At 37.6% G+C, this 24,137-nt stretch carries 22 protein-coding genes; all 22 read left to right on the top strand.

Annotation, left to right across the window (positions count from 1 at the left end; genetic code table 11):
• Positions 1 to 919: 919 nt before the first annotated feature.
• The 22 genes from gmd to HMPREF9304_RS04645 all read left to right on the top strand — a co-directional run bounded on the left by gmd (position 920) and on the right by HMPREF9304_RS04645 (position 23,881).
• Positions 920 to 1,978, top strand: coding sequence for a GDP-mannose 4,6-dehydratase (gene gmd, locus HMPREF9304_RS04750; RefSeq protein ID WP_036926911.1), 1,059 nt, complete (start codon positions 920 to 922; stop codon positions 1,976 to 1,978).
• 114 nt (positions 1,979 to 2,092) lie between these two features.
• On the top strand, positions 2,093 to 3,304 hold the full coding sequence (locus HMPREF9304_RS04745) for a GDP-L-fucose synthase family protein (protein WP_036926909.1): 1,212 nt from the start codon (positions 2,093 to 2,095) through the stop codon (positions 3,302 to 3,304).
• A gap of 44 nt (positions 3,305 to 3,348) precedes the next feature.
• The gene (locus HMPREF9304_RS04740; protein ID WP_036926907.1) at positions 3,349 to 4,419 is read left to right on the top strand and encodes an AAA family ATPase; all 1,071 of its coding nucleotides are present in this window, start codon (positions 3,349 to 3,351) and stop codon (positions 4,417 to 4,419) included.
• Between the two features lie 6 nt (positions 4,420 to 4,425).
• Positions 4,426 to 5,049, top strand: coding sequence for a DUF4276 family protein (locus HMPREF9304_RS04735; RefSeq protein WP_036926903.1), 624 nt, complete (start codon positions 4,426 to 4,428; stop codon positions 5,047 to 5,049).
• A 73-nt stretch (positions 5,050 to 5,122) separates the two neighbouring features.
• Positions 5,123 to 6,373 (top strand): nucleotide sugar dehydrogenase, encoded by a 1,251-nt coding sequence (locus HMPREF9304_RS04730; RefSeq protein ID WP_036926902.1) that lies wholly within the window; start codon positions 5,123 to 5,125, stop codon positions 6,371 to 6,373.
• 51 nt (positions 6,374 to 6,424) lie between these two features.
• The gene (locus tag HMPREF9304_RS04725; protein ID WP_036926900.1) at positions 6,425 to 7,666 is read left to right on the top strand and encodes a hypothetical protein; all 1,242 of its coding nucleotides are present in this window, start codon (positions 6,425 to 6,427) and stop codon (positions 7,664 to 7,666) included.
• A 43-nt stretch (positions 7,667 to 7,709) separates the two neighbouring features.
• Positions 7,710 to 7,913 (top strand): hypothetical protein, encoded by a 204-nt coding sequence (locus HMPREF9304_RS04720; RefSeq protein WP_036926899.1) that lies wholly within the window; start codon positions 7,710 to 7,712, stop codon positions 7,911 to 7,913.
• A 574-nt stretch (positions 7,914 to 8,487) separates the two neighbouring features.
• Complete coding sequence (gene darT / locus HMPREF9304_RS04715; protein ID WP_008125831.1) at positions 8,488 to 9,123, top strand: type II toxin-antitoxin system toxin DNA ADP-ribosyl transferase DarT; 636 nt, start codon at positions 8,488 to 8,490, stop codon at positions 9,121 to 9,123.
• A gap of 4 nt (positions 9,124 to 9,127) precedes the next feature.
• Entirely contained in the window at positions 9,128 to 10,180 is a 1,053-nt protein-coding gene (gene darG / locus HMPREF9304_RS04710; RefSeq protein ID WP_036926897.1) for a type II toxin-antitoxin system antitoxin DNA ADP-ribosyl glycohydrolase DarG, read from the top strand.
• A 25-nt stretch (positions 10,181 to 10,205) separates the two neighbouring features.
• Positions 10,206 to 10,463, top strand: coding sequence for a hypothetical protein (locus HMPREF9304_RS14335; RefSeq protein WP_156104762.1), 258 nt, complete (start codon positions 10,206 to 10,208; stop codon positions 10,461 to 10,463).
• A gap of 199 nt (positions 10,464 to 10,662) precedes the next feature.
• Complete coding sequence (locus HMPREF9304_RS04705; RefSeq protein WP_036926894.1) at positions 10,663 to 10,866, top strand: hypothetical protein; 204 nt, start codon at positions 10,663 to 10,665, stop codon at positions 10,864 to 10,866.
• Between the two features lie 39 nt (positions 10,867 to 10,905).
• A complete protein-coding gene (locus tag HMPREF9304_RS04700; protein WP_052045906.1) occupies positions 10,906 to 11,580 on the top strand; it encodes a plasmid pRiA4b ORF-3 family protein in 675 nt (224 codons plus the stop codon).
• A gap of 187 nt (positions 11,581 to 11,767) precedes the next feature.
• Entirely contained in the window at positions 11,768 to 13,141 is a 1,374-nt protein-coding gene (locus tag HMPREF9304_RS04695) for an NDP-hexose 2,3-dehydratase family protein (protein WP_036926893.1), read from the top strand.
• Positions 13,142 to 13,143: 2 nt separating this feature from the next.
• Positions 13,144 to 14,127, top strand: coding sequence for a Gfo/Idh/MocA family protein (locus HMPREF9304_RS04690; protein WP_036926892.1), 984 nt, complete (start codon positions 13,144 to 13,146; stop codon positions 14,125 to 14,127).
• A complete protein-coding gene (locus tag HMPREF9304_RS04685; RefSeq protein ID WP_036926935.1) occupies positions 14,117 to 15,208 on the top strand; it encodes a DegT/DnrJ/EryC1/StrS family aminotransferase in 1,092 nt (363 codons plus the stop codon). Before HMPREF9304_RS04690 ends, HMPREF9304_RS04685 begins: the two co-directional genes overlap by 11 nt.
• 10 nt (positions 15,209 to 15,218) lie before the next feature.
• Positions 15,219 to 16,778: a glycosyltransferase gene (locus HMPREF9304_RS13995; RefSeq protein WP_156104761.1), complete on the top strand. Its 1,560-nt coding sequence runs from the start codon at positions 15,219 to 15,221 to the stop codon at positions 16,776 to 16,778.
• Positions 16,779 to 16,793: 15 nt separating this feature from the next.
• Positions 16,794 to 17,768, top strand: a complete 975-nt coding sequence (locus HMPREF9304_RS04670) for a glycosyltransferase family 8 protein (protein ID WP_036926889.1) — start codon at positions 16,794 to 16,796, stop codon at positions 17,766 to 17,768.
• Positions 17,765 to 18,928: a glycosyltransferase gene (locus tag HMPREF9304_RS04665; RefSeq protein WP_036926888.1), complete on the top strand. Its 1,164-nt coding sequence runs from the start codon at positions 17,765 to 17,767 to the stop codon at positions 18,926 to 18,928. The genes HMPREF9304_RS04670 and HMPREF9304_RS04665 overlap by 4 nt, the downstream gene beginning before the upstream one ends.
• Positions 18,925 to 20,004 (top strand): glycosyltransferase, encoded by a 1,080-nt coding sequence (locus tag HMPREF9304_RS04660; RefSeq protein WP_036926887.1) that lies wholly within the window; start codon positions 18,925 to 18,927, stop codon positions 20,002 to 20,004. The genes HMPREF9304_RS04665 and HMPREF9304_RS04660 overlap by 4 nt, the downstream gene beginning before the upstream one ends.
• Before the next feature lie 8 nt (positions 20,005 to 20,012).
• Complete coding sequence (locus HMPREF9304_RS04655) at positions 20,013 to 21,068, top strand: EpsG family protein (protein ID WP_036926886.1); 1,056 nt, start codon at positions 20,013 to 20,015, stop codon at positions 21,066 to 21,068.
• A 154-nt stretch (positions 21,069 to 21,222) separates the two neighbouring features.
• Positions 21,223 to 22,266 carry a glycosyltransferase family 61 protein gene (locus HMPREF9304_RS04650; RefSeq protein WP_036926885.1) on the top strand — a complete coding sequence of 348 codons (1,044 nt, stop codon included), beginning with the start codon at positions 21,223 to 21,225 and terminating at the stop codon, positions 22,264 to 22,266.
• A 154-nt stretch (positions 22,267 to 22,420) separates the two neighbouring features.
• The gene (locus HMPREF9304_RS04645) at positions 22,421 to 23,881 is read left to right on the top strand and encodes a lipopolysaccharide biosynthesis protein (RefSeq protein WP_036926884.1); all 1,461 of its coding nucleotides are present in this window, start codon (positions 22,421 to 22,423) and stop codon (positions 23,879 to 23,881) included.
• Positions 23,882 to 24,137: the final 256 nt, after the last annotated feature.

The following is a 24,137-nucleotide window of genomic DNA, read 5'->3' as shown; positions in this document are numbered from 1 at the left end:
TTTGTCCTGTAATTTTACCAAAAAACGGCCATCTAAAATCTTCAAAATAGAAAAATTTAATAGGCAAACGATATATAAAATTACGCTGATTTTAGCAAAATAAACGTCTTTTCAAGCTGAAACATCAACTTAGCAGGCTTGGAAACATGTATTAGAGGCATTATTCACATGCTTCAGCCGTCTTAAAGCATGCAAATTGCAGGCTTATCTTAATGCTTTAGTCGACAAAAAACGGTAAAAAAGGGAGTGAAAATAAATTCTTTATGCGTAATATATTCAATATCAACGTGTTATAAAAGTCGCTCATTTTTTGCGTATTTGCGACCAACTTTGATGTTGGTTGTTTTTATGCGAGTTATGAGAGGCACTTTGTAAAGAAAATTCAGCATTTATTTTCTTTGAACAAGGCAGTGCATGACCAAATTTACCAGCGCTATTTTATGATTGGATTTCATTGAAGGATAATGGCTATAACAGAAACTAAAAACAGATTATTCTTTACAATAACCCCCTTTCTTTGGCGAAATCTGCAGTTTCTTTGGTGTGAAATAACAGATACAAACGTTTGCGTTGTAAATAAAAATATTTATCTTTGCAAACTGAACAAATACACTTCATAATGAAAGCTCTGCGGGCTTGAACAACCCTACAGTGGAGGTGAAAAATGGAGATGATACCTTATATCGCTTGTTAGTAACGACTGACAAGGAGAGGAGGGTGTCTCTATTTTTCTAACCCCTTTGGAGGAGCATTCATGGGTGTATTGATGTTTAGATACAGGTTTTTTCTTGTGCGATAAGTGATACGTTTTTCTCGCTATCAAGTTATTTCTTTCTGTTTATTGAAATCCCGAATCGCTCACTTAGTTCAGCATGAGATGAAATCTCACCTATAATATTCATGTTTTAATTTTATATTTATGACAAATCGTAAAGTGGCTCTTATTACCGGTATTACTGGACAAGATGGAAGTTATCTTGCAGAGTTTTTGATTGATAAGGGATATGATGTACATGGTATTCTTCGCCGTAGTTCATCTTTCAACACAGGACGTATAGAACATTTGTATTTAGATGAATGGGTGCGGGATATGAAACAGTCTCGCTTGGTGAATTTGCACTGGGCTGACATGACCGATTCGTCCTCTCTCATTCGTATCATTGGTGAGATTAAACCTACCGAAATCTATAATCTTGCAGCACAGAGTCATGTCAAAGTGAGTTTTGATGTGCCCGAATATACGGCAGATACGGATGCCATAGGGGTGCTCAGACTGTTGGAAGCAGTGCGTATTTGCGGCTTAGAAAAGAGTTGTCGCATCTATCAAGCCAGTACTTCCGAACTTTTTGGAAAAGTTCAAGAGGTGCCACAGAAAGAAACTACGCCCTTCTATCCACGTTCGCCTTACGCTGTGGCAAAGTTGTATGGCTTTTGGATTATGAAGAATTATCGCGAGAGTTACGGTATGTATTGTTGCAACGGCATTCTGTTCAATCATGAGAGTGAGCGGAGGGGCGAAAATTTTGTGACCCGCAAAATTACCTTGGCAGCTGCACGTATAGCGCATGGGTTGCAAGACAAGCTGTATTTAGGTAACTTGGATGCTCGACGCGACTGGGGTTATGCGCCCGATTATGTGCAATGTATGTGGTTGATGTTGCAGCAAGAGCAGCCTGACGATTTCGTCATTGCCACAGGTGAATATTATAGTGTGCGCGATTTCGCCACCTTGGCATTCCATCATGCTGGCATCGAACTTGAATGGCGTGATAAAGGGATGAATGAAAAGGGCATTGACAAGGCGACGGGCAAGGTGCTGGTTGAGGTGGATCCCAAATATTTCCGTCCCGCAGATGTTGAACAATTGCTCGGTGATCCGACAAAGGCGAAAGAACAGTTAGGCTGGAATCCCCGCCAAACCAGCTTCGAAGAACTGGTGAAGAAGATGACAGAGTTCGATTTGAAGAATGTGAAATAATAAGGAATAGCTTTTTTATTTCTAAATTCCCTAGATTTCCTAGAATTCCTAGTATCCCTAGTATTCCTAGTGCTCCTAGTATCCCTAGGAAATCTTAAACCCCATCCATTAATCATGGCATTATCAAAAACATCTAAGATATACATTGCTGGACATCACGGCTTAGTGGGTTCTGCGATATGGAAGAATCTTGAAGCAAGAGGATACAGCCAACTGATAGGGCGCAGCCATAGCGAATTAGATTTAACTAATCAGCAGGCCGTTGACGACTTTTTCAAGACGGAACGTCCTGATGCGGTGGTGTTAGCTGCTGCCTTTGTGGGAGGTATCATGGCGAACAGTCTGTACCGAGCCGACTTCATCATGCAAAACATGATGATGCAATGCAACGTGATTTCGTCAGCTTATAAATATGGTGTGAAGAAGTTACTCTTCTTGGGTTCTACCTGCATCTATCCAAAGAATGCACCACAACCCATGAAAGAGGATGTGTTGTTGACCTCGCCTTTAGAGTACACCAACGAAGAATATGCCATTGCCAAGATTGCAGGACTGAAGATGTGCGAGAGCTATAACCTGCAATATGGCACGAACTATATTGCAGTGATGCCCACCAATCTATATGGACCCAACGACAACTTCCATTTGGAGAACAGTCATGTGATGCCTGCCATGATGCGCAAGATATATTTGGCAAAACTGATTCACGAAGATGACTGGGAAGCCATTCGGGTGGATATGAACAAGCGAGCGATTAATCCCGTTAAAGCTTTGGCAGAAAAGATAGGAAAAGACAATGTTGACGGTGAGTGCAGTAAAGAACGAATCTTGCAGGCATTGAAGTTTTATGGCATCGAAGACAATAAGGTAACACTCTGGGGAACAGGCTCGCCATTGCGTGAGTTCCTTTGGAGTGAGGATATGGCGGATGCTTCGGTACACATCCTTCTAAATGTAGATTTTAAGGATATTATCGGCATAGACAAATATTCGAGCGTGTTTTACGGCACTGCTACCGATGGAGAGGTAAATCGCAACAATAGCGAGGGGCGTGGCGGTGCCATTCCCTCCCTTGGCGAGATACGCAACTGTCATATTAATATAGGTACGGGAAAGGAACTGACCATCAAGCAACTCTCCGAACTCATTGTACGAACTGTTGGCTTTATAGGAACCGTTGTGTGGGATGAAAGCAAACCCGACGGTACTCCGCGCAAACTCATCAATGTGTCAAAGCTGCACTCTTTGGGTTGGACGCACAAGGTGGAAATAGAGCAGGGCGTGCAGAAGTTGTACGACTGGTACAGGCAATCGCTGCAAGGATAGAATGCCATCTGGTTTCTACTCCATTCCTTTATAAAATTAACACCATGGAATCTATCGAGATTAAAGGCTATAAATCAATAAGGGATTTGAAGCTGAAATTGTCACCCATTAATATATTAATAGGTGCAAATGGCAGTGGAAAGTCTAATTTGTTGTCTTTTTTTGAACTGTTGAAAAATATGTATCTTCAACGGTTGAAAGAATATGTGGCTTTGCATGGAGGAATGGATAAATTCTTGTTTGAGGGAAGCAAGATAACAGATACGATTTATTCTCATCTTGATTTTGGTAAAAATGGATATTCCTTTGAGTTGAAAGCTGGTACAGAGGGGTTTGTATTTACCAAGGAGGGACTATGGTATGCCAACAATCCGTATATGGATAATCCCATTGACATATCTTCTTTTCAGACCGAATCAAAGATTAATGATTCATCTGTTCCGCGAGCAAATTTCATCAAGGATTACTTGGCTGGTTTAGAGAAGTACCATTTCCACGATACCAGCGAGCATTCGCCATTTACACAGTGGTCAAATATACATAATGATATTTACCGCTTATATGATAAAGGTCAAAATTTAGCAGCTTTCTTGTATCATATTAAAAATGATAATCTGCAAAAGTATAATTTTATCGTTAAAACGGTACAGAGCATAGCGCCATACTTTCGTGATTTCTCTTTTCATCCTAATGCGAAAGGCGATTTGAGATTGCAATGGGAAGATCGGTATAGCTCTATGGTGTATGGTGTTAATGATTTGTCAGATGGCACGATGCGTTTTATCGCTCTTTCTACTTTATTCCTTCAGCCAACCTTACCTCAAGTAATCATCATTGACGAGCCTGAGTTAGGATTGCATCCTGCCGCCATTAGTAAGTTGGCTGGGCTCATTAAGTCGGCTGCCGCAAAAGGATGTCAGGTGATAATAGCCACACAATCGACAGAGTTGCTTTCCAATTTTGAACCACAAGATGTAGTTACCGTGGACCAGATAAACGGTGAGAGTCATTTTGAGCGATTGGATGCAGACCAACTTTCCCAATGGGTTGATGAATATACACTGGATGAATTGTGGAAGCTTAGCATTATCAGCAGAGCCCAACCTAATACCTGATACGGGATGTCAGTAAAACGACTGATTATAATATGTGAGGGACAGACAGAACAAGAGTTCTGCAAAGCCCTGTTGATGCCTGAATTGTCCAAACAGAACATCAGTGTATACTGCCCACGCATAAAAAAGTCAATGGGAGGAATCGTTAAATGGGAAGATTTGAGAAAACAGATATTAAATCATCTCAGAGAAAACGCTTTTGTTACCTTGTTCATTGATTATTACGGTTTAACAGATAAGCATCACTTTCCTGCTTGGGAGGAGGTGCAGTGTAAGCAAGATAAGCAGGAGATAATAAATCGCTTATGCGAGGGAATGGCATGTGATATCAATGATAGGCGTTTCATACCTTACATTCAGTTGCACGAATTTGAGTCCTTGCTATTTCATGACATAGATAGTTTTGATCATGTCTTTTCTGATAAAGATTACATTGATAGAAACGAGCTAACTCGCATCCTTGAACAATATCCAAACCCAGAAGAAATCAATAATGGGCGTGATACATCACCTTTGCACAGGCTATCCAAAATAATCAATGGTTATCAAAAGGTGATATATGGTAATATCATTGCCTTGGAGATAGGACTTGATGGGATAAGAAATAAATGTCCCTTGTTCAATGAGTGAGTAGAGAGATTGTTGGCTTTGAGCTAAGGTTACTTTTGTAAATGGTAAACCAAATGAAATATAATTCTATCCTATGAACAAAAAATATACCATCGCCGTTGCGGGTACTGGTTATGTCGGCTTAAGCATCGCCACGTTGCTCAGTCAACATTATCATGTGTTGGCTGTAGACGTGGTGCAAGCGAAGGTAGACAAAATTAACCGGCGGGAATCTCCCATCAGCGATGAATACATAGAAAAGTTCTTTGCCGAGAAACAACTTGACCTGCAAGCTACCCTTGATGGCGAGACAGCGTATAAGCAGGCTGACTTTGTGGTGATTGCCACACCAACCAACTACGACCCCGTGAAAAACTTCTTCGACACCTCGCATGTGGAAGAGGTCATTGAGCTGGTGATGAAGGTAAATCCTCATGCCATCATGGTTATCAAGAGTACAGTGCCTGTGGGGTATACTGCGAGCGTCAGTGAGAAATACAGTTGTGGAAACATCCTCTTTGCTCCTGAGTTTTTGCGTGAAAGCAAGGCTCTCTATGATAATCTCTATCCCAGCAGAATTATCATTGGTCGGCCAGCGGGTAACGAAAAGTTAGAACAGGCAGCACACGCTTTTGCCACGCTGCTACAGCAAGGCGCAATAAAAGAAAATATCGACACGCTCTTCATGGGAACCACCGAGGCAGAGGCGGTGAAGCTGTTTGCCAATACTTATTTAGCACTTCGAGTGAGTTTCTTTAACGAGCTGGATACTTATGCTGAGATGAAAAACCTCTCCACCAAAGACATTATCCAAGGGGTAGGACTTGATTCACGCATTGGTTCGTTCTACAACAATCCCTCGTTTGGTTATGGAGGTTATTGTCTGCCTAAGGACACCAAACAACTTTTGGCCAACTACGAGGATGTTCCCGAGAATCTGATAGAAGCTATTGTTCAGAGCAATCGCACCCGTAAAGACTTCATTGCTGACCGTGTCTTGCACAAAGCTGGTTATTACGATTATTTCAATCGGGGAGCCTTTGATACCTCTAAAGAGAAAAAATGCGTGATTGGTATCTATCGCCTCACGATGAAGAGCAACAGTGACAACTTTAGGCAGAGCAGCATTCAAGGCGTGATGAAACGCATCAAAGCCAAAGGTGCAGAGGTGATCGTTTACGAGCCTACGCTCAAGGACGGTACTACCTTCTTTGGCAGTAGGGTAGTGAATGATTTGGAAACATTCAAGCAAGAGTCGCAAGCCATTGTTGCCAATCGTTATGACAGCTGGTTGGATGATGTGGAAGAGAAGGTATATACACGCGACATCTTTAAGCGAGACTGATTCGTTTATCTACTTAATAACAGAGGAACACTTTCATTCAAATCCTTACTCATGAAAACGTATGTAAATTTTTGGCTATTATGTTTTATGCTGTTATTTCTTGCAGAGGTAGAAACACATGCACAAAGGTTCTACTTTAAGACGTTATTCAATAATTTTGTGTATAAATATGGCAAAAAACAAACTCAGACAACATTTGAGCCTACCGATAAACTTTATAATCATCAATGGGAATTGACAGTAGATGGAGTGCTTGCTGATAGCGATGTGGATTGCCTGCATGTGGGGAAACAAGAAGAAAAATCTCAAATTATTTGTTTAGCAACCACAACACCGTTTAAGGATGTGGATTTGGTAAGAGTGTCCACAGATATAGCAGACAGACGAAATGGGAGAGGTTACGAAGTAAGAATGACCCTCGGTTCGGATAAAGACAAAAGTGATACATGTAAATACACGAAAAAGAAAAAAGACTCAAATAATAATCTAAGTAATTTTTATATCACGAAGGGTAAAATAAATAGTGGAACTCTTACGGTTGAAATGAAAGGAGACAATTATGAAAAAGGAGCTCTATATTTATATTTTATAGAAGTTGCCTCCGTTTTATCCGGTCAGCAAAAATTACAAACCCAACACATCAAACCTGGAGAGACATATTCATATCAAGTGCAGCGCACGTTTGCATCAGACCATTGGAACACCATCTGTCTGCCGTTTGATGTGAGCAAGGAAGCTTTAAAAGAGGCAATGGGAAATTGCACATTGCTAAAGTTTACTAAAAAGATTGAAAACAACGTGCTGCAGTTTAAGGATACTGTTGTGATTGAGGCTGGTGTTCCTTATCTCATCAAGCCTGTGGTCAAGGTCAAAAATCCTATTTTCTCAAACGTAGTTTATCAAGATGTGAAACCGCAGACAGTTCAAGATGAAACAGGGCAATATGCTTTCGTTGGCACATTCGACCCTGTTAACTTAAGTGTTGATGGCTCCGAATTGTTTTTGTTGGCTAATGGCAACCTTGCCAAACCTAAATCCGAAGAGGAGAGTGAAATGTATGGCATGCGGGCCTACTTTAAAATAAACAAACAAACCAGTTCTTCGGCCAAGCAGATTACTTATGCCATTGATTGTGGCAGTGAAACGGTGAATGGAATACAATTGCTGCACTCACATCCTTCAACGCACAACCAGCACATTTACAATTTGCAAGGTGTAGAAGTAGGAACAGACATCCATTACTTGCCAGCAGGTGTGTATGTGATGGGTGGGAAGACGATAATAAAAAGGTGAGAAGTAAGACAACCCCTATTTACTCACTCATTCTCTAATAATCATGAAACAACACACGGCTCCTACACTGACTATCATTCATTTGGATGAGGCTGCATGCACTCTTTTATCTGCCTCCTCAGTGAAGCAAATCAATAAAGAGAATAATGTCAATATCATCGGCAGCACCGAAGAAGATGATGCTCATAATGCTTGTTCCAAAGGGCTTATGTTTCTGGACGAAGATGACTTTGATGATTGGGAATGATTTCTTCCAAGTTAGATAGTGATAAGATTAATTAATTCCAGATGGCTATCAATAAAGAAAAAATTGAAAAGCTGTCATAATCCGAACTGGTATTCGATTTGTAGCCTCATGATTTGTATAGTTTCGTTGACAGGCCATACTGTTGTATGCTGAACATAACCGAGATACGTGAAGCTGTCGAGGACATCCTCTCAGTCTACTAAGCGTGGTAAAAAGGAGGAGTGGCAAAATAGACTACCCAGTAAGGTCCTATTGCGTTAGAAACAGACGACACCGAATTGTTTCTTGGCGACGATGACAGACTGTAGATGCCGTTAACCTCTGATAGACAAATGTACGGAATATATGCTTTTTCAGAATACAATCAGATGCCATACCGCGACCAAGTCATATTACGCCATCGCATTTGAAGATAAAACGACAGGTATTATCCTCCACCAAGATAAGAACTCTATGTTAGACGAACTGTTAGTTTGTCCTGTTTATGTTGCTGTCGGGTGTATTATGGGAGTAACAGGCGTGTTTATGTGTATAGAGTCGTGCAGGACTGTTTTCTGCAAGCATTTGATAAATAATGTCTGATAATAAGATTAAATACGCATTTAGGATAGTTCACATTGATAATATTCCATATATTCTTGAAAATGGAATTGTGAATGCTGCTAAATCTACAAAGAAAGATGATAGCTATATCTCTATTGGCGACGAAAGTTTAATAGAAGTGCGACGAAATCAGAATATCATTCATACAGAAAGTTGCATAGGCGATTATATACCTTTTTATTTTGGGCCTCGAACACCAATGTTATATACTATCCAGCATGGATATAATGGAGTAAAAAAATGTGATGCCACGAATTTGGTATACCTTGTATTAAAAATTTCGGATATTATAAAAAGCGGATTTCAAGGGTATTTTACTGATGGGCATGCTCGAAATATTTGTTCACATACCTATGAAATAGATAAATTAAATCAGCTTAACGAACTTGTTCATTACGAAAATGTATATCGAACATATTGGTCTATTAGAGAAGATAATAGTGGGGAATATAAACGATTGAAGTCAGCGGAATTGTTAATTGAGAATAATATTCCAACAACAATGATTGCAGGCTATGTTGTATATGATAAAGCAGCCCATGATAAACTTGTTTCTTTTGGCATAGACAACGAGAAAATTATCATTAATAATAACTATTATTTTTAAACAAATGATAAGCTATACCACAGGAAATCTTTTTGACAGTCATGCACAGGCATTGGTTAATACCGTTAACACACAAGGTGTAATGGGAAAGGGTATCGCCTTGCAGTTTAAGGAACGGTACCCTAATAATTATAAGTCTTATCGTCAAGCCTGCAAAGACCAAAAAGTAGTGATTGGAAAAATGTTTATTACTGAAGAAAGGGAGATGGACGGTAATAAACGACTTATTATCAATTTTCCAACGAAGCAACATTGGAGAAACTCCTCTCAATACTCTTATATTTCATCAGGACTTCAAGATTTACGTCAGGAGATAATAGACAGAGATGTTGCTTCTATAGCTATACCTGCTTTGGGAAGTTGCAATGGAGGATTGGATTGGAATAACGTAAAACGTATGATAGAAGAATATCTGCACGATTTAGATTGTCAGATAATGATATACGAACCCAATGCACTTATCATAGACAGAATGAAAAAGGAGAAAGCCAAACTCACACCTGCCCGCGCCATGTTGCTTAGCGTATTATGTGATATGGTTTTAGAAGATGGTACTCCTTCTGAGTTCGCAGCAGAGAAAATTGCATTTTTTCTTCAAGAGTTTGGAGCCAAGGATGCCTTTCGTCTTCAATTTCAAAAAGGATATTATGGACCTTATTCGGGTAAGGTAAAATATGTGTTGCATTATCTCAACGGAAGCTACATCATGGGTATGGAAACAATGAACAACAAGCCTTTTGATGAATTTTGGGTTACAGGCGATGCGGCAAATGTGGTTAGTGAGTATTTGCAAAAAAAAGAAAATCAGCGTTGGCTTGGCATCGCTGAACGAACAAAAGAGTTTCTGCGCGGATTTTACTCTAACTATATGTTAGAACTCTTAGCTACTATTGCATATCTTTCAAAAACGGATAAGACGTTATTGAATGCAAAAACTGAAGAAGAAAAAATAGAAACAATAGGACGTGATTTAGCCCAATGGAGTAATCGCAAGGACAAGATGTTTCATAAGGACAAATATATTGGCATGGCACTGCAGCACTTAGTGGATAAGTGAAAACAGATTGTATCCTCCTGCATAAATGGTAAAGAACCTAACTTTTACCAATGTGGTCTGCACAGAGAAACTCCCGCAAGCGGTGAAAGGTCCCACAGAATGTAGTCGTTTGTTGGCACTTACGATCCCAAAAAGCTCCAAACCGATGGCAGTGAACTATTCCTCGGTGACGGTGATAGACTCTACAAGCCCTCAACTTCAGGCAATCGGATGTACGACATGCGCGCATTCTTCAGGATACGAAAATCATCGAGTGTATCGACAAAAGCCAAATATTCCATAAAATTCGAAGACGAAAGGCAACTGTTAAAACCATTAATACAGATAGGCGACCAACTGCAACCGAACATATGCCCTCCAGGGAATAGCCGTGGACGACACCAAACCCTTGCTCCCAGGAATCTATATCAAGAATGGGAAGAAAATAATAAAAAGGTGAGGAGCAAGTCAAACCCCATTCATCAACTCATTCTCTAATAGCCATGAAACAATACACGGCACCTAAATTGACTATCATTCATTTGGGTGAGACTGCAAACACTCTTTTATCTGCCTCCTCAGTGAAGCAAATCAATAAAGAGAATAATGTCAATATCATCGGCAGCACCGAAGAAGATGATGCTCATAATGCTTGTTCCAAAGGGTTTATGTTTCTGGACGAAGATGACTTTGATGATAGTGAGTGATTTTTCAACTTTGATACTGATAAAGATTCACTGATTCCAATGACGAATAAAAAGGAAAAATTCGATTTGCAACCGCATGATATCGATGCGTTGGCGGATGCTTTGACATCATTAGATAGGACAAGCAAGATCATGGCACGTATGGCGACGACAAGTCCAAGAGGAAAGAAGGGACTGAAACTCACCTATCAGTTCAAGATTAAATTGAGAGGCATCACCAATCCACCCGTATGGAGAAGCGTGTTAGTACCTGCCAACTTCACCTTCTCAGGATTCCACGCCGTGATTCAAGAAGCATTCGGTTGGTGGAACGAACATCTGTATTGTTTCTGTGACAGACAATACGGTCGTATGCTGAACATTGCCGAAGTACGTGAGGATGATTGGGGTTACGCTCCCGACTTCGATGCTCGGAAATTCACAGTAGGAGAGTTTTTCGGCGACGGAGGCATAGTAAATAAACTTTGCTATGTCTATGATTTTGGTGACGATTGGACACACGATATCACTCTTGAGAAGGTTCTCGATGAGTATTCTGACCATGCTACCTGCATTACTGGCAAAGGAGCCTGTCCCGAAGAAGACTGTGGAGGGCAGTGGGGATATGAAGACATGAAAGAAAACGGAGAGATTGACGATCCTAAATTCTTTGACTTGGAAGCGGCAAAAGCATCAGTAGAAGCAGTTGAACCCGAAGGCTTTGGACCGTGGTAAGGGTGTTGTAAATGCTTTTATCAGTTTATAATATAATACTCTCTATCTTAAGAAATTACAATACTACAATATGGATAAAAATATAATTACCGTCACATCACCGTTGCTCCACAAACATCGTTTAATTGTTTTCTCTTATAATCGATTTAGAAAGAGAATGTAATCGTAATCTGTTATATCTTTCACTATGTTAATAAACTCATTGCTTTACAAAGAGAGTATTTTTAATTCAGTACAGGAAATAAAGAATTGGATTAACCAACGTAATCAAGAAGTTCAGGTTTCCGTTGAGAGAATTCCATTCAGTAGGATGGAAAAATGGCATTCTGAACAAGACGGCTCTTTAAGGCATGATTCTGGTAGATTCTTTTCAATTATGGGTATTGATGTTCATACTGAATATGAAAAACAAGAACATTGGCAGCAACCTATCATTTCACAGCCTGAAGTTGGATATTTGGGTATTCTGACAAAAGAATTTGAAGGAGTGCTGTATTTTTTGATGCAAGCAAAAATCGAGCCTGGAAATGTAAATTGTGTGCAAATATCTCCAACATTACAAGCTACGAGAAGTAATTTTACTAGAGTGCACGCAGGAAAAAGTCCGGCATATTTAGAATATTTTGTGAATGCAAAACCTCATCAAATTCTACTGGATCAATTGCAATCTGAACAGGGTGCTCGTTTTCTGCGAAAAAGGAATAGGAATATTATTATAAAAGTTGAAGATGATATACCTGTTCTTCCTGAATTCAAGTGGATGACGCTCGGGCAAATTAAAGAGTTGATGAAAACGGACAATCTAGTCAATATGGATACAAGAACAGTAATTTCTGGGTTGAAACTTAGTGACTATTTGTCTCCTCTTGACAATTTGAACGATTTATCTGAGTTTGGAGCAAATCTGATGCTTTCCTCACAAACAAATCATTGTGTTTTCAGTACTGCAGAACAACTTTCATGGCTCACTTCGCTGAAAGCTAAGTTTGATTTACAGGTTAGTCCTTGTCCTATTATTGGTATGGAAGGATGGACTAAAACGGAGAGTGAGATAGTGAGGGACGATGGTAAGTATTTCAAGATTATAGGAGTCAATGTTGCAATTGGCAATCGAGAAGTAACAAAGTGGTGCCAGCCCCTTGTCCAACCTGCACAGCAAGGATTATGTGCATACATCATAAAAAAAATTAATGGAGTTTATCATTTCTTGGTTCAGGCCAAACTTGAATGTGGAAATTTTGATGTTATCGAGTTGGCACCGACCGTACAGTGTTTGACCGGCAATCTATATGCAGGTCAGAAGAAACCTCATTTCGCTGACTATGTACTCTCTGCACATCAGAGCCAAATCATCTATGACACATTACAGTCTGAGGAAGGTGGTAGGTTCTATAAAGAACAGAATCGTAATATGATAATAGAGGCAGATGCGGACTTTGAAGAGCAGTTACCATATCGATATACATGGATGACGCTTCATCAGATTTATGAATTTCTTCGATTCAACAATTATCTCAATATACAAGCAAGAAGTCTTATTTCTGCACTCTCATATAGTTAGTTATGTCTCAAAAAACTTATCATATTGGTATTTTAGGATGTGCCAATATAGCTACGCGTTCTGTCATACCAGCATTCTACCGTCATCCCCGATTCAAGGTAGCTGCTATTGCCAGTCGCAATATTCAGAAAGCATCTCCTATAGCCAATCAATACTCCTGCAAGGGCTATGGTAGCTACGAAGAACTGCTTTCAGATGAAGAAATTGATTTGATTTATATTCCTCTTCCGACAGGGCTACATCACGAATGGGTTATGAAAGCACTCCATGCAGGGAAGCATGTTTTGTGTGAAAAGTCCTTAGGTGTCTCTTCAAATGAGGTGAAAGAAATGGTAAATTTTGCAACGGCAAATCATCTTCTGTTAATGGAGAATTTCCAGTTCCGTTTTCATCCTCAGACACAATGGGTAAAAGACTATGTAATGTCAGGGGAATTAGGAGATGTAAGATGCTTTCGTAGCCAGTTTGGTTTCCCACCATTTAATGATTCGAACAATATTCGATATGGAAAGCAATTAGGAGGAGGCGCTTTGCTTGATGCTGGTGCTTACACGTTGAAAAGTATGACTGTCATTCTTCCGATGGAAACATTTTCATTGCGAGGTGCTTCCAAAATTGTGCCACAACATTCCGAAGTAGATTTATATGGAGGAGCTTTCTTGGAAAGTACGAACGGCATTATTGCTGAGCTGGCATATGGCTTCGATCATTTTTATCAGTGTGGTTTTGAGATATGGGGAAGTCGTGGAAAACTGATTTCAACCCGAGCTTACACAGCACCAGCAAACTTAGAACCTGTCATTATTGTTGAAACTGCATCAGCTGGACGAAAAGAGTTTGTTTTGCCAGCAGCTGATCATTTTTCATTGATGGTAGACCATGTAGCAAACATATTGGACAATCAAGATTTTGATGAAGAATACCGTCAAGATTTGTTACAAGCTTCGTATATACAACAAATAAATGATTATTGTGATGGAATTTAATAAAAACATTTATGTGACACAACCAACGCTTGCTCCGTTAGAAGAGGTTGATGCTTTATTAAAAGGTATTTGGGAAACTGGTATAATGACTCATAATGGGCCGCTTGTTCAAAAATTGGAGAAAGAACTTCAAACATATTTAGGAGTACCTCATGTTGTATCATGTGTCAACGGAACGTTAGCCTTACAGATGGCAATTCGTGCATTAAAACTAAAGGGTGAGATTATTACTACTCCATTTACGTTTATTGCTACCAGTAATGCAATTTTGTGGGAGTATTGCACACCAGTATTTGTTGATATAGACCCTGAGACCTTTAATATCGACCCTAAAAAGATAGAAGAGAAGATAACATACCATACAGTAGCAATCATGCCTGTTCATGTCTTCGGCAATGCTTGTGAAATAGAGACAATAGATGCCATCGCACACAAGCATCATCTTAAAGTGATTTATGATGCAGCCCATGCTGTTGGTGTAAAGTACAAGGGGCAGAGTATATTTAATTATGGTGATATTTCGATAACAAGCTTCCATGCAACTAAAATTCTGAACACGGCAGAAGGAGGAGCTTGTTTCACAACAAATGAAGAATTGGACGGAAAACTCCGGCGTATTCGTTTCTTTGGTTTTGAGAATCATGCAGATATAGTAGAAGACGGTTCAAACTTCAAGATGACAGAAGTTCATGCTGCTATAGGACTTGCTAATTTAAAATACCTCGATGAAACTTTGGCAGATAGAAAGAAGAAATATTTATATTATAAGACGGAATTGTCAAAAATAGAAAGTCTATCATTTCAAAAGATTTCTGAAGATTGTAATTATAGTTATTTTCCTGTTGTTTTTAAGACAGAGGAAGATTTGCTCAAAGTACTTAAGGCTTTAAATGAGAAAAATGTTTATCCGCGCCGTTATTTCTATCCTTCCATTAATACTTTCAACAAGCTTTTCCCATCTGTTTCAGTGTCTTGTTCAGAGGATATCGCATCACGCATTTTATGTTTGCCTTTGTACTATAGCCTATCAATAGAAAATATAGAGGTGATTGTAAATTCTATTGTAAAGGTGTTGTCATAAATCGTTGATTTTGAAAAATATTATTATACTTGGAGTTGGTCACAATACTCCTGTCTTTATAGATTTGGCATTAGATTGTGGTTACCGTATATCAGCCATGTATCATTATAATAATGATTTAACAGGAAAAGTACATAGTGGGTATGCTGTAGCAGGCTCTTTTGATGACCTTTTTGCAAGCAGTATTGCAGGCAAATCTTTTCTACTGACTATGGGGAATATACAGATTAGACGGGAACTTACAGAACGTATTATTCATTATGGGGGTCATCTTCCAACTTTGGTACATCCATGGGCAGTAGTGTCAAGATTTGCTCGCATATCACCCAACGGAGTTATAGTCAATGCATTTTCTCATATTCAAGCCAATACAATAATTGAAGACGGTGTTGTGATACTTTCTGGTGTTATTATCTGTCATAATAACCGAATAGGTAAGAATAGCTTTATTGCGGACAAAGCTACTATTGGGGCGTTTACTACTATTGGGACTGAAGTTTTTTTTGGACAAGGATCCTTAAGTATTTCAAACAAAGTTCATTTCATAGGTGATGGAGCTTTTGTTGGAGCTAATTCTCTGTTGACTAAGAACGTACCCAGTAAAAGTGTTGTTTATGGTTCACCAGCATGCATCAAAGATAAAGTGAAAGACTCACAACTATTGCTAACTGTTATTTGTCTCACTTTTAATCATGCGCAGTATATCTGTCAATGTCTAACAGGTATCGTCAACCAACAAACAAGATTTGCTTTTGAAGTAATTATACATGATGATCATTCAACAGATGATACTGTTGAGATTATCAAGTCGTTTCAAACAAAATACCCAAATCTTATTTTCCCAATTTATGAAGAAGAGAACCAGTATTCTAAAATAGGCTTTTCTGGTATAGATGAGATAGTGCATCGGCATAGAAGAGGTAAATATGTTGCATTATGTGAAGGAGATGATTATTGGACAGATCCTTACAAATTACAAAAACAGGTTGATTTTTTAGAACTAAATCCTGATTATGGGATGGTATATACGCAGGCAACTGTTCAGGATGAAAAAACCAAGGATACCCGAAAGGCATGGGCTCAGCAAACATGTTTTGAAGATATGCTTTTGAAACTTAATAGGGTCGTCACTCCAACTGTTGTTTATCGAACAGAATTATACGACCAATATGTCTCAGCTATTCAACCTAAGAAATCATGGAAAATGGGAGATTATCCGTTATGGTTGTTTGCTTTCAGTAAAAGTAAGGTGAAATTCTTAGACATTCCTACAGCAGTTTATAGATGTTGTGCTGAATCCGCAAGTCATAGTCAAGACATAAAAAAATCCATCGATTTTATATTGAACACCTTTTCTGTCAGGCTTCATATAGATAAGATTTTGTGCAATGAGCAATACCATCGTAAAATTGTAATAAAAGCAATTAATGATTTGTTTGATTGCTCAAAAGAGCATCATCAAAACTTAGGTGGATATATTCTCAAGTTTGCGAAGGAGAATAATGTTATAAATTTAAGGATATTCCTCAAAGTTATTTTCTATTATATAAGAAGTATTTTATCATTATAAATTTTTGAATTCAATATGATGCATATCCTTTTAAGTACAGATAGCAACTATATCATGCCTTCTGCTGTTATGATGAAGTCGGTGAGTGTTAATAATGCAGATACGGATATTGTATTTCATATTTTGATAGATGATGGAGTAACAGCATTTCAGCAACAACAACTTCATGGTGTCTTGACAAATAAGAGACATATTGTGTCTTTTCATTCGATAGATGGAAAATTCTTTACTAATTTTCCTGCATTAGGTAAAGTAAAGACCTATATAACCAAGGCTACATACTATCGTCTTTTCATATCAGATATTCTTCCAGAAGATATTCAACGTGTTATATATCTTGATGGCGATATGATTGTTCGAGGTTCTTTAGAAGAGTTGTGGAATGCTAATATACAAGGAAAAGCAGTAGGGGTAGTTACCGACATGGCATTGAATTCTAAGGATTTTAGTCGTCTTGGATATTCAGAATCTTATGGATATTTTAATGCAGGCATGTTGTTGGTTAATTTAGCCTATTGGCGTGAGCATCATTTAAAAGATCTTTTTTTGAGTTTGATAATGAATGAGCCACAACGAATAGTGTTGCATGACCAGGATGTTCTGAACATTACGCTTCACGATAGTAAAGTAGAATTACCTGCCAAATTTAATTGCCAAAATGGGTTTTTGATGAAGCCAGAATTCTCGGAATTAGGTAAATGGAAGAGCCAATATGCTAATACAATAGGGCAAGCTATAAAAGCTCCAGTGGTCGTGCATTATACAGATACCATAAAGCCTTGGCATGTTGAAGATGCCAATCCATATGGATATGAATTTATAAAGTATTACAAACAAACAGTCTTTAGGTATACTCCTTTGTCAGAGTGTGGCAGTGGTAAGTTCAGGCATTTTATAGGAAAAGTGTTGCGTAGATTGTATTTGGTGTCTCCAGTAGTTAGGAATCACGATAAATATTATTCATTGGAAGAAATTGGCAGATTATCATGAATGTTCTTTTTTGTAATACATCAGATGTCTCTGAACTTAAAGGAGGAACAGAGCGCATAACGGCTCGTATCTCAGAAGGGCTTATAGCCATGGGGTATAAATGTTTTCTGGCCTACAAAGAAGAGATAGATTCTGAATTGCCCCATGCCGTTTTTGAAGATAAAATAAATGTAACAAAAGATTCTTTAGAGGTATTTCTCTTGAAATATCGTTTTGGTGTTATTATTGTACAGAAAATGACACGCGATGTGAGATTGCTAATAAATATAAGAGCAAAGTACCATTTACACTATAAGGTGATTTCTGTACTGCATTTCAATCCTGGTTATGAGGAGTATAAACTCCAATTCTCTTCTTTTTTAAGGGACTTATGGCAGGAAGGAGGAGTTAAAAACTTTATTCGTACGATGCTGTATCCCATTTATAAAGTTGGTTATCCATTGCGAAATAAAGAATTGTATCGCACGGTATATCGTTATTCTGATAGGGTGGTATTGTTGTCAGCCAATTTCATATCAGAATATCAGAGATATGCACATTTAGGTAATGAAAGCGAAAAGTTTGTCATTATCCCTAATGCATTATCGTTTAACGATTTTTTGCCTTTTAATTATATATCAAGAAAGAAGAAACAAGTTCTTATCGTGTCTCGTTTGGATGAGCGACTGAAACGCTTATCTCTTGCCATCAAAATATGGGCTATGATAGAAAAAGTTGAATGCTTAAATGATTGGTCGCTGAAAATTGTTGGAACAGGACCTTATTTGGAGAAGTATAGAAAACAGATCACCAAGCAGCATCTGTGTAGGATAGAACTTTGTGGGAGGCAGAATCCTTTATCTTATTATCAAGAAAGTGCTGTTTTTATGATGACATCTGCATTTGAGGGATGGGGACTAACGCTTACAGAAGCTCAGCAAATGGGATGTGTACCTGTTGCCTTTCATAGTTTTGCAGCACTAACAGATATTATAACCAATGGCGAAAATGGTATTATAGTAAAAAACAATGATTTGCAAGGATTTGCAAATCAGGTAGCTATATTAATGACTAATGAGACCTTGCGGATACATATGGCTCAAAAAGCTATAGACTCCAGTAAAAGGTATCAGTTGGATACTATCATTTCTCAGTGGGATAAATTGATTAATGAACGATGAAAATATTTATAATAACGCATAATTTATGTAAGGGAGGTGCTGAACGCGTGGCAGCCAATTTAGGTAACGGCTTCGTGGCAAATGGGCACGAAGTGTATGTTATCACAGATACATCTCTTCCAATGGCTTTTCACTTGGATAACCGTGTACATATACTACCTCTTATAAGTGAATATAAAAACAAGCCTCAGAAGTGGTTGCGAGTTATTAAGAATGTTCGTTGTTATGCTAAGCGCTTTTCTCCAGATGTCATCATCGGTTTTATGCATGTGTGTTCTGCTGTTGGTCGTTTGGCTGTTGTTGGATTGAATATACCTGTTATATTGACAATACACCACGCTTTAAGAAGTAGGGCTTGCCATATTTCATGGTCGACGAGAGTACTTGACAGGCTCATGCCGTATTTTTACACCCATACCACCATTCTTACTAAAGCTGATTATATGATATTGTCCAAATACCATAGCAGTATATCTGTCATGCCAAATCCTCTCAGTTACTCCTCGCAATTAAAAATTCCGATGAAGCAAAATCAGATATTTGCAGCAGGTCGGATAGATGATTGGTATTTCAAGGGTTTTGATGTATTGATTAAATCGTGGGGACAAATCGCTCATCAGCATCCACAATGGCAATTATGCATTGCAGGTACAGGCAATGAGCAAAGTTTTAATTATCTAAAAGCGTTAATTTCTCAAAATCATGTAGAGGAGTCCGTTCATTTGTTGGGCTTTCGATCGGACATGTTGAATTTGTATAAAGAGAGTGCTATCTTTGTGCTTAGTAGTCGTAGCGAGGGTTTACCAATGGTATTACTTGAGGCGATGTCGCAGGGATGTGCGCCTGTGGCGACGGCTAATCTTGGCAGAACTCGAGAAATATTGCCTGATGATAGTTATGGCCTTGTTTGTGAACCCAACGATGTGGCTGCACTTTCTACAGCGATAGACTATATGATTACACATAGTTCTTATCGTAGTGCGGTGCAAGCAAAGGCTTTGTTACGTTCCAGGATGTATTCTTTGGAAAATGTGGTGGCCTTGTGGGAAAAGATATTTGACAATGTAGTAAGATAGAATATGTTATGATTTTTCTCTTATTTTTTTATGTGTTGTTTTATATCTTTGCTGTCTACTCAACAAGTCAGTCTCGTGACTATCAGCAAAAGGCATTAATTGTTACATGCGTTGTCTTGGCATTTATTGTAGGGTTCAGAAACTATGGTTGGCCAGATACGACAGTTTATACCAGTGTATTTGAAATAGCTAATAAAGACGTATTTAATGCATCATTGCATGATGAATTTTGGGGATATGTAGAACGTGGCTTTTTTCATTTAGGAAGCATCGTAAAAACATTTACAGATAATGCCACTGCCTATTTGTTGTTTATATCATTGCTGACTTTTTTCGTCATCTATAAATTTACAAGCAAATATTGCATTTTTCCTTTATTAGGTATTTGTGATTATATAGCTCGTTTTATCTTTAATAGAAATTTTATACAAATTCGCTCTGCATTAGCCATAGCCGTAATCATGCTTGCTTTGCAATATATCAAGAATAAAGATATTTGGCGATTTCTTGCAATTATAGGAGTAGCTTATTTGTTTCATCATGCCAGTTTGTTAGCTTTACCTCTTTATATATTTGCTTATTATCGCCCTAAGCGGCGACATATTTTATATGGCATTGCCATATCCTTTGTTTTGGCTTATAGTTTTGCACCTTTGGTATCTAATTATGTTGAAGATTGGAGTACAGATTTGCATTATGACACTTATGTTACAACCGAATATATTGAGTCAGCTAAAGGTTTGAATAACCCGCTGATTTACTTACAGCTATTGGTTTTACTGATTTTTACTTATCAAGAAAAAAAACTGGCACAGATTAGTTCTTATTATTATGTCATTAGAGATACTTATTTTTATTCGACCTGTATTTTGATAATATTTTGTAATTATAGTGCATTGTCAGGAAGAACATCTACCATATTTGCAACTGTAGAAATGATGATAGTACCGATGCTGGCACTGAGCTTTAGAAAAGAAAATCGGTTGTTTTACTATTTTGCTACTGGTCTGATATTAATTATTTTCTTTTATCAAAAACTAATATTAATGCAACCCTATTTATAGAATTGGCGTATTAAGGCTGGTTCTGCAAAAAAAGAAGTGTACTTATATGGTTTGTAGTTTTAGCATTAATTTCGTCTAACTTCACCTAATAAAAGAAGCTAATATTTTGTTTGAAAATATTCTTGGAAATCGTAATTTTAATATATAGTGAGATATGTCATTAGCGGTTCAGAAAATAGAGTCGGGATACATATTACCCTATCGTAAAGGAAAAGGAGAAGGCGGTGTGCTGACTTCTTCTTTGGAATTTGTGAAAAACAGCACATTGCATGAAGAATTCACGGATGGAGCTTATGAGTTTGATAAAAGAAATGTAGTGCAGGTAACAGAGCCAGTTATTTTTATTGGTACTCTTATTTCTGTTTATGGTCATGCAATTACGGATAACTTAAAGAAAGTTTGGTGGCTTAAATCCCAAGAGGCAATGGAGTTGTTAAAATCAGGGATTAAGATAGTTTATATCACCTTTCAAGGCAAACCATTGGAAAGTTATGCAAAGGAGTTATTACAGCTTGCAGATGTTAATATTAGTAGCTTAGTAGAGATTGTAAGTGTTACAAGGTTTCAAAGTATTTACATTCCTGAAGATAGTATAAAGATAATTGGAAATTCGGAAAGAATTTTTTTCCCTCCTTTTGCAACGCTAATTTTCCGTATTAAGCAATCTGTTGAACACCAAGGAGGGGGGGACGTCTATGAAAAGATATACCTGTCACGAAAAGAGCTACATGATAAAAAAGACTTTGGCGAGGAAGCTATTGAAAACTTGTTTGCAATGCATGGTTATAAAGTTATTTATCCCGAAAAACTTTCTATTGTTGAACAAATATGGATAGTTTCCCATTGTAAAGAGTTTGTTGCTACAGAAGGTAGCATATCTCATCAAGCAATATTTTGCTCTCAAGCAACTAAGGTTGTTATACTGAAAAAGGCGAATTATATAAATTCATATCAAAATATGATACATAATCTCATCCAGGCTAATGCTGTATATATATCTGTCCATCATAGCATTGGTAGAAAAGATGCATGGAAAGGTCCTTTTTATTTATGTATTACAAGAGATTTAGGAAAGTACTTTCATAAAGAGGTAGTAGATTTGTACTTTCTTCGCATAAGCTGGTACAAATATTGTCTTCGTTATCTTATAATGAGAACGAGATTAGGGCAAGCGTTAAAAATATTCCATTGTATTTAATATAAAATACGTCTAACTAAAGTTCCTGATTTTAGATTTGGTTGCATCCAAGGTAAAGAAAATTCAGTGCTTATTATCCTTCCATGCAGAGTATCATCCAAATTTATATTAGTTGACTTATAGGTGTTTTCTAAATTCGAAACTTGAGTAAAATATGGCTAATATCGATTTGAAGGAAAAAGCCTTGTCTGGTATTGCGTGGGGAATGTTAGAAAAGTTTTCCATGCAAATCGTTACTTTTGTTGTTGGGATTATACTTGCTCGCTTGTTGTCTCCGTCAGACTATGGGTTGATTGCCATGGCTACAGTATTTGTTACGATCTCTCAAATATTGGTTGATTCTGGTTTCTCATTAGCATTGATTAGAAAAAAAGAACTTACCGAGTTAGACTATTCTACAGTATTTGTTCTTAACATGGTACTATCTGCATTGATGTGTGTTATTTTATTTTTGACATCACCTTATATTGCAGCTTTCTATAATGAGCCTTTATTGGTAAGAATTATCAATCTTAATGCTGTTTATATTCTCCTGGGGTCTTTGCTATCTATACAGTCAACAAGATTACAAGCAGAACTTAAATTTAAGGCGAAAAGCATTATTAATATGATTGAAACTCTTGTTACAGGAGTAGTTTCTCTCGTTATGGCATTTTCCGGGTTTGGCGTATGGTCTTTGATATATCCAAAATTTATTGTTATTTTAGTCGGTTTTTTTCTTTATTGGCGATATCTACATTGGATTCCTAAGATGCGCTATTCACACCAAACAGCCAAAAGCTTATTCTCGTTTGGTTATAAATTAATGTTGTCTACTATTATAGATACTTTTTATAATAATATGTTTCCTATGGTTATAGGTAAGTATTTTTCTGCTGCCAATTTAGGCTTTTTCTCAAAAGGACAAGCTTTTGCTAATTTACCATCTACAACCATTACAACTGTATTGGGGGGGGTTGCTTACCCTGTGCTAAGCAAGGTACAGGATGATAAAATACAATTGCGTCAAATTTACAGACGAATGTTATGTTTATCTGCGTACGTTGTTTTCCCTCTGATGGTAGGAATCGCAGTCTTGGCTCATCCTTTGATTATAGCACTACTTACCGAAAAGTGGCAATCATGTATTATATATTTGCAGATATTAGCTATATCTATGATGTTTTATCCGATACATGCGCTTAATCTTAATCTATTGCAGGTAAGAGGTCGGTCTGATTTGTTTTTACGACTTGAAATTATAAAGAAAATAATAGGAGTTTCAATTTTATTGTTTACCCTTCGGTTTGGACTTGTTTCGATATGTATTGGTATGTTATGTAGTTCGATAATTTGCTTGTGTATAAATACATATTACACAGGTAAAATGATAGAATTGGGTTATTTACAACAGATGGCTGACTTTGTGCCCTTTTTAGTCTTATCTTTTTCTATGGGGGGAGTTATATATATATCCATTCTTGCTATCACATCAGTATTTTTACAATTATTTGTTGGTATTGCTGTTGGCTTAATTTACTATTATGTTGTTTCGAAATTAATAAAATCAAAAGAACTGGCATATTTGCAGCGTATTGTTGGAGATATACTTAAAAAAAAGTGTATTAAAAATTAAGATACGACCTATATCCTATCTTTGTAGACGAACTGTTCATTGAGTCTCTCTAAATATCAGTATATTCATCGAATGCCTTTGATGGTATATTCGTTATATTTTTTGGTACAGAAATGTTGCTGACAAATTGCCATTATATCAAAAGTTATTGGTTGTGTCGAATTTATCCATATATTTATTTTCAAACAATTATATTGGAATGAATGGAGTTTTTAATAATATCTTATGATACGAATTCACATCTTAGGCGACTTTG

It is taken from the genome of Hoylesella timonensis S9-PR14 (assembly GCF_000762405.1).
GTDB lineage: Bacteria > Bacteroidota > Bacteroidia > Bacteroidales > Bacteroidaceae > Prevotella > Prevotella timonensis_A.
The sequence above is the reverse complement of the archived record's forward strand: the minus strand, read 5'-3'. Positions and strand labels throughout refer to the sequence as shown.

What these genes read in the sequence shown, in the direction of transcription:
- HMPREF9304_RS04655 (WP_036926886.1), top strand. Translation starts at nt 20,013, where the DNA reads ATGATTTTTCTCTTATTTTTTTATGTGTTGTTTTATATCTTTGCTGTC.
- HMPREF9304_RS04685 (WP_036926935.1), top strand. Translation starts at nt 14,117, where the DNA reads ATGGAATTTAATAAAAACATTTATGTGACACAACCAACGCTTGCTCCG.
- gmd (WP_036926911.1), top strand. Translation starts at nt 920, where the DNA reads ATGACAAATCGTAAAGTGGCTCTTATTACCGGTATTACTGGACAAGAT.
- HMPREF9304_RS04730 (WP_036926902.1), top strand. Translation starts at nt 5,123, where the DNA reads ATGAACAAAAAATATACCATCGCCGTTGCGGGTACTGGTTATGTCGGC.
- HMPREF9304_RS04740 (WP_036926907.1), top strand. Translation starts at nt 3,349, where the DNA reads ATGGAATCTATCGAGATTAAAGGCTATAAATCAATAAGGGATTTGAAG.
- HMPREF9304_RS04705 (WP_036926894.1), top strand. Translation starts at nt 10,663, where the DNA reads ATGAAACAATACACGGCACCTAAATTGACTATCATTCATTTGGGTGAG.
- HMPREF9304_RS04690 (WP_036926892.1), top strand. Translation starts at nt 13,144, where the DNA reads ATGTCTCAAAAAACTTATCATATTGGTATTTTAGGATGTGCCAATATA.
- darG (WP_036926897.1), top strand. Translation starts at nt 9,128, where the DNA reads ATGATAAGCTATACCACAGGAAATCTTTTTGACAGTCATGCACAGGCA.
- HMPREF9304_RS04700 (WP_052045906.1), top strand. Translation starts at nt 10,906, where the DNA reads ATGACGAATAAAAAGGAAAAATTCGATTTGCAACCGCATGATATCGAT.
- darT (WP_008125831.1), top strand. Translation starts at nt 8,488, where the DNA reads ATGTCTGATAATAAGATTAAATACGCATTTAGGATAGTTCACATTGAT.
- HMPREF9304_RS04660 (WP_036926887.1), top strand. Translation starts at nt 18,925, where the DNA reads ATGAAAATATTTATAATAACGCATAATTTATGTAAGGGAGGTGCTGAA.
- HMPREF9304_RS04735 (WP_036926903.1), top strand. Translation starts at nt 4,426, where the DNA reads ATGTCAGTAAAACGACTGATTATAATATGTGAGGGACAGACAGAACAA.
- HMPREF9304_RS04745 (WP_036926909.1), top strand. Translation starts at nt 2,093, where the DNA reads ATGGCATTATCAAAAACATCTAAGATATACATTGCTGGACATCACGGC.
- HMPREF9304_RS14335 (WP_156104762.1), top strand. Translation starts at nt 10,206, where the DNA reads ATGGTAAAGAACCTAACTTTTACCAATGTGGTCTGCACAGAGAAACTC.
- HMPREF9304_RS04645 (WP_036926884.1), top strand. Translation starts at nt 22,421, where the DNA reads ATGGCTAATATCGATTTGAAGGAAAAAGCCTTGTCTGGTATTGCGTGG.
- HMPREF9304_RS04665 (WP_036926888.1), top strand. Translation starts at nt 17,765, where the DNA reads ATGAATGTTCTTTTTTGTAATACATCAGATGTCTCTGAACTTAAAGGA.
- HMPREF9304_RS04670 (WP_036926889.1), top strand. Translation starts at nt 16,794, where the DNA reads ATGATGCATATCCTTTTAAGTACAGATAGCAACTATATCATGCCTTCT.
- HMPREF9304_RS04725 (WP_036926900.1), top strand. Translation starts at nt 6,425, where the DNA reads ATGAAAACGTATGTAAATTTTTGGCTATTATGTTTTATGCTGTTATTT.
- HMPREF9304_RS04650 (WP_036926885.1), top strand. Translation starts at nt 21,223, where the DNA reads ATGTCATTAGCGGTTCAGAAAATAGAGTCGGGATACATATTACCCTAT.
- HMPREF9304_RS04720 (WP_036926899.1), top strand. Translation starts at nt 7,710, where the DNA reads ATGAAACAACACACGGCTCCTACACTGACTATCATTCATTTGGATGAG.
- HMPREF9304_RS04695 (WP_036926893.1), top strand. Translation starts at nt 11,768, where the DNA reads ATGTTAATAAACTCATTGCTTTACAAAGAGAGTATTTTTAATTCAGTA.